This window comes from Streptomyces sp. NPDC028910 (genome assembly GCF_055564955.1).
Genome location: NZ_JBVHVF010000001.1, coordinates 476649 through 481387, shown reverse-complemented (window position 1 = coordinate 481387; position 4739 = coordinate 476649). Strand labels below are relative to the sequence as shown.

3 protein-coding genes and 1 pseudogene are annotated in these 4739 nt (G+C 72.9%); 1 reads left to right on the top strand and 3 read right to left on the bottom strand.

The features are described from left to right. From ACZ4TV_RS02270 to ACZ4TV_RS02260, 3 genes and pseudogenes are all read right to left on the bottom strand, one after another. Nucleotides 1–1914, bottom strand: a pseudogene (locus tag ACZ4TV_RS02270) (Tat pathway signal protein); the annotation flags it as partial. A 66-nt stretch (nt 1915–1980) separates the two neighbouring features. Next, on the bottom strand, nt 1981–2106 hold the full coding sequence (locus ACZ4TV_RS02265) for a hypothetical protein (protein WP_468129717.1): 126 nt from the start codon (nt 2104–2106) through the stop codon (nt 1981–1983). Between the two features lie 12 nt (nt 2107–2118). After that, complete coding sequence (locus ACZ4TV_RS02260; RefSeq protein ID WP_468129715.1) at nt 2119–2286, bottom strand: hypothetical protein; 168 nt, start codon at nt 2284–2286, stop codon at nt 2119–2121. Between the two features lie 351 nt (nt 2287–2637). On the opposite strand from ACZ4TV_RS02260, the gene ACZ4TV_RS02255 reads away from it, so the two are divergent. Beyond that, the gene (locus ACZ4TV_RS02255) at nt 2638–4515 is read left to right on the top strand and encodes an AMP-dependent synthetase/ligase (RefSeq protein WP_468129916.1); all 1878 of its coding nucleotides are present in this window, start codon (nt 2638–2640) and stop codon (nt 4513–4515) included. The last annotated feature ends 224 nt before the right edge of the window (nt 4516–4739 follow it).

The window sequence follows — 4739 nt, the reverse complement described above, 5'->3', positions numbered from 1 at the left end:
GGCGGTGACGTTCAGGACGACGGCCGTGACCCCGGTCGCCGGGATTCCGGCGGTGCCTGTGACCTGGAGGGTGACGGTCCCTGCCGCGCCGACCTTTGCCTTCGGTACGCCCAGTCCTTCGCGGGTGTCCATGAGGCGGGTCGGTGTGATCGGCTTGTACGTACCCAGGCCGGAGGCCGCGGGCGGAGTCACCGTCAGCGTGCCCCGCGGGTACGTGGAGCCGTTCGCGCTGACGCTGATGTTCCAGTAGCCGGCGGGGGCCGTGCGCAGGTCCACGGTCGCCTTCAGCGTCCGGGCGTCGTCGGAGACCGAGACGGTCTTGGCCGTCAGCGGCGCCGGGCCGCCGGTCAGCTGGACGGTGGTGTTCTTGCCCAGCGCCGTGCCCTGCACGGTGAGGGTGGCGATCGTACCGCTCTGCACGGTGGTCGGCGTGACCGTCCCGACGGACAGGTCCTCGGGGCCGCAGGGCGCGGTGGTGCAGACGAGCTCGGCGCGGTACGCCGTACGGTCCGTCCCGTCCGGCAGCGCGAGGACGAACAGGCTCTGGTCGACGGCCTGGCAGTCGTACGGGGAAGAGGTGCCCGTGCAGAGGTTGCGCCCGGTGCTGCTGTAGAGCGCGGGCTCCGGGGTGTGCGTCCCGCCGTCCGTGGCGGTGATGTCGGCCCTGAACCGGTCACCCGAGACGCTCGACAGGACGGCGCACAGGCCGGTGCGCTCCTCGGAGAGCGTGCCGGTCAGCGGGCCGTACCCGTACGCGACCGATCCGGTCCGGGTGCACTCGGGCGCGGGGCCCGCGGCCGTGGCCGTCCGCCAGGCGTCGAGGCGGTAGGAGGCGGGCAGGGACCAGTTCTCCAGGACCTGGGTGACGACCTGGTAGCCGGTGGAGCCGGTGGGCGTGCACGCCCAGGTCTGCTGGTGGCAGGCGATGTCGCCCCCGTTGGCCATGACCAGCATGTGCGTGCTGTCGTACGCGTCCCGCGCGTCGATGCGCAGCCGGTCCGTGGCCGCGGCCGTGGTGATCCGGTGGCAGCGCAGGGTGCCGTTCGCACCGGACGTGCCGGTCACGGCCGGGCCGCCGACCGCCGTCGCGGGGGAGACGGCGCAGCCCTTGGCCGTGGCGGTGACGTCCCTGCGGTCCAGGGTGTGGCTGCGCGCGGCGTCCTGGCCTTGCAGGAGCACCGTGTACGCCTTGCCGGCGGTGAAGGAGCAGCTGGTGAGGCCGTCCGTCCGGAGCTGCTGGCCCGGGGCGGGGTGGTCGTAGCAGGAGGGCGGCCCGTTGCCGTCGGTGTCGATCAGGGTGATCGCGTAGCGCGGGAAGAGATCCGTGTCGTCCGGCAGGCCGTAGCGGATACGGAGGAGCTCGGAGGTGGAGTGAGCGTCGGCCGGGATGGTCAGGCAGTGCGAGAAGACGCCGTTGCCGGTCTCCAGCCGCACGGCCGCCGCGTCGTCGGCGAAGCTGCCCGCGGGCAGGACCTGACAGCCTTGCTGGAGGACGTCCGTACGGACGAAGTGGACGCCGTACGGCCCGGTCGCGGTGGCGTCACCGGCGCGCACCAGCGCACGGAACGGCGCCGTTCCGGTCAGCGCGCAGTAGCCCCTGGCGAGGGCGGTCTCGGTGCACTGGGCGGTGCCGTCCCGGTCGACCACCTCGACCTGGACGGTCACGCCGGCGCCGCCGAGGGAGGTGAGGGCGGCGATCCGGGCGCCCTGCGGGCTCGGCAGCTCCAGGCAGTGCGTCTGCCCGGCGGTGGCGAACGCACCTGCGTACCGCCCCTCGACGACGCCGACGCAGTCCTCGGCGACCGGCGCGGCCTGAGCGGCGCTCACCGGGAGGAGGAGCGCGGCGAGGACGGCGAGCAGGCACGTCAGAACGGTGGAAACGGGGCGTCTTACGGACGCCGATGCCGTTGGCATGAACCCCCCAGGGTGGTGTGCGACGAGTGATGGTCGCACACCCGTACGGAGGGGTCGGGGCGAGGTCTACGTACTGCACGCCCGCTCGCGGTGTACTGCTCGGGGCGGCGGACGGGGGGAGGACAGGGAGACTCCTACGGCCGCCGCGGCGGTCTTGAGCACGAGGAGGACGAAGCGGCGGGTGATGGTCATGCGAGGGGTCCTTTACGCGGGCGGGTCAAGGGGGTCGGCCAGCGGATGCGGAATGGGAACGGGGATGTGGGTGGGGATGGGGATGCGGATGGGGGTGGGGGTGCGGGTGCGGGTGCGGATGGGGGTGCGGGTGCTGATGCGGCGAGCGGGCTGTCCGGCTCCGGCTCCTCGTGCCGTCATCCGTGCCTCCATTGCGCCCCGAGCGGGAACCAGGGTCACGGCACGGAAAGTCGGGGCTTGACAACCCGGTGACCAGGGGCCGCGGTCGGGGCCGGGGCGTAGGCCGCGCGGTGCTGGCCGGGGCGGGTTCCGTACACGCGGTGGAAGGCCACGCTCAGCCCGAAGGCGCTGCGGCACCCCACCTGTCGGGTGTGGCTCTGACCGGTGCCACTGGTGGAGCGTCCGTGAAGAAGGGCTCCGGGGGCTGGTCGGGCTGGGTTACCGGTACATAGATTACCGGCGGTAACGCTCGCGTCGACCCGAGGAGAGTGCGCCGTGGAAGCCGAGCCGAGACTGGTCAGGTCCAGGGCTGTGGACCCCGTCGACCCCGTCGAGCCCGTCGAGCCCGTCAAGACCGTGATCGACGGGGTGGTGCGCGAAGTGCGGGTCCCGGCGCTCGTGGGGCCGCCGGAGCGGGGATCCCTCGGGGACATCCCGTTCCGGAACGCCTGGGAGGCGCCCTCCGAGGCGGTGCTCGCCCGCAAGGAGCCGGACGGCAGCTGGCGCGACGTCACGGCCGCCGAGTTCGCGGCCGAGGTGCTCGCCGTCGCCAAGGGCCTGATCGCGGAAGGCCTGCGCGAAGGCGACCGGCTCGCCATCATGGCCCGTACGACCTACGAGTGGACCCTGCTCGACTTCGCCGGATGGGCGGCCGGGCTGGTCACCGTACCGATCTACCCGACCTCCTCCGCCCTCCAGGCGCGCTGGATCATCCAGGACTCCGGCGCCGTGGCCTGCGCCGTCGAGGACACGGCGCAGGCCCGGCTCATCAGTGCCGAGCGCGCCAACCTGCCCTGGCTGACGCACCTGTGGGAATTCGACACCGGCGCGATGGCCCGCCTGGTCAAGGCCGGGGAGCACCTGCCCGACCAACTGGTGCACGAGCGGCGGGCCGCCCGTACGCCCGACTCCGTCGCGACCCTCATCTACACCTCCGGCACCACCGGGCAGCCCAAGGGGTGCGTGATCACCCACGCCAACTTCTTCGCCCAGGTGGACAATTCGGTGGAGCTGCTGCACCCCGTCTTCAAGTCCGTCAGCAAGGACCCCGCCTCCACCCTGCTGTTCCTGCCGCTCAGCCACGTCTTCGGGCGGATGGTGGCCGTCGGCTGCATGCGGGCCCGCGTCAAACTCGGGCACGCGCCCAGCATCCGTACCGAGGACCTCCTCGCCGATCTCGCCGGCTTTCGGCCGACCTTCCTCCTGGCCATCCCGTACGTGCTGGAGAAGGTCTACAACACCGCCCGGGCCACCGCCGAGAAGATGGGCCGGGCTTCCTCCTTCGACCGGGCCGCCCGCATCGCGCAGCGCTTCGGCGAGGCGGAGGTGGCCGGGGGCAAGAGCCCCGGGCTCGTGCTGCGCGCCGCGAGGGCCCTGTACGACCCGCTCGTCTACCGGCGGATCCGGGCCGCGCTCGGCGGCCGCGTCCGCTACATCCTGAGCGGCGGATCACCGCTGGGCCGGCGGCTCGCCGCCTTCTACACCGGCGCCGGCATCGAGGTCTTCGAGGGCTACGGGCTGACGGAGACCACCGGCGCGAGCACCGTGACCCCGCCGCTGCGGCCCCGGCTCGGCACGGTGGGGTGGCCGCTGCCGGGCACGGCCGTACGGATCGCGGACGACGGCGAGGTGCTGCTGGGCGGCGGGCACGTCTTCGCCGGCTACTGGAACACGGCGCACGCGGACCCCTCCGGCAGCTGGCTGGCGACCGGCGACATCGGCGAGCTCGACGCGGACGGGTACCTCACCATCACCGGCCGCAAGAAGGACCTGATCATCACCTCCGCCGGCAAGAACGTGGCCCCCGCGCCGCTGGAGGACTGGCTACGGGCCCATCCGCTGGTCGGCCAGTGCATGGTGGTCGGCGACAACCGGCCGTACATCACCGCGCTGATCACCCTGGAGCCCGACGGGCTGCTGCACTGGCGCCAGATGCACAAGAAGCAGGGGGTGCCGATCCGCGAGCTGGTACGGGACGAGGAACTGCGGGCGGACCTCCAGCGGGCGGTCGACGAGGCGAACCGGCTCGTGTCGCGGGCCGAGGCGATTCGGCGGTTCGCCGTGCTGCCGGGCGATTTCACGGAGGAGCGCGGGCACCTGACGCCGTCGCTGAAGCTCAAGCGGGGCGCGATCGCCCGCGACTACGCGGACCGGATCGACGAGCTGTACGGGGGCCCGCGGGACGCCTGAGCGGCGGGCCCCACCCAGCCTCGCCGGCACCCTCCAGCCCCGCCGGCGTTTGAGGCGCGCCCACCCAGCTCCGCCGGCACCTTTCAGCCTCGCCGGCGTTTGAGGCGCGCCCACCCAGCTCCGCCGGCACCTTTCAGCCTCGCCGGCGTTTGAGGCGCGCCCACCCAGCCTCGCCGGCGTTTGGGGGGGGGGGGGGGGGGGGGGGCACAAAAAAACACAACCCC

What these genes read in the sequence shown, in the direction of transcription:
- ACZ4TV_RS02265 (WP_468129717.1), bottom strand. Translation starts at nt 2,106, where the DNA reads ATGACCATCACCCGCCGCTTCGTCCTCCTCGTGCTCAAGACCGCCGCG.
- ACZ4TV_RS02260 (WP_468129715.1), bottom strand. Translation starts at nt 2,286, where the DNA reads ATGACGGCACGAGGAGCCGGAGCCGGACAGCCCGCTCGCCGCATCAGC.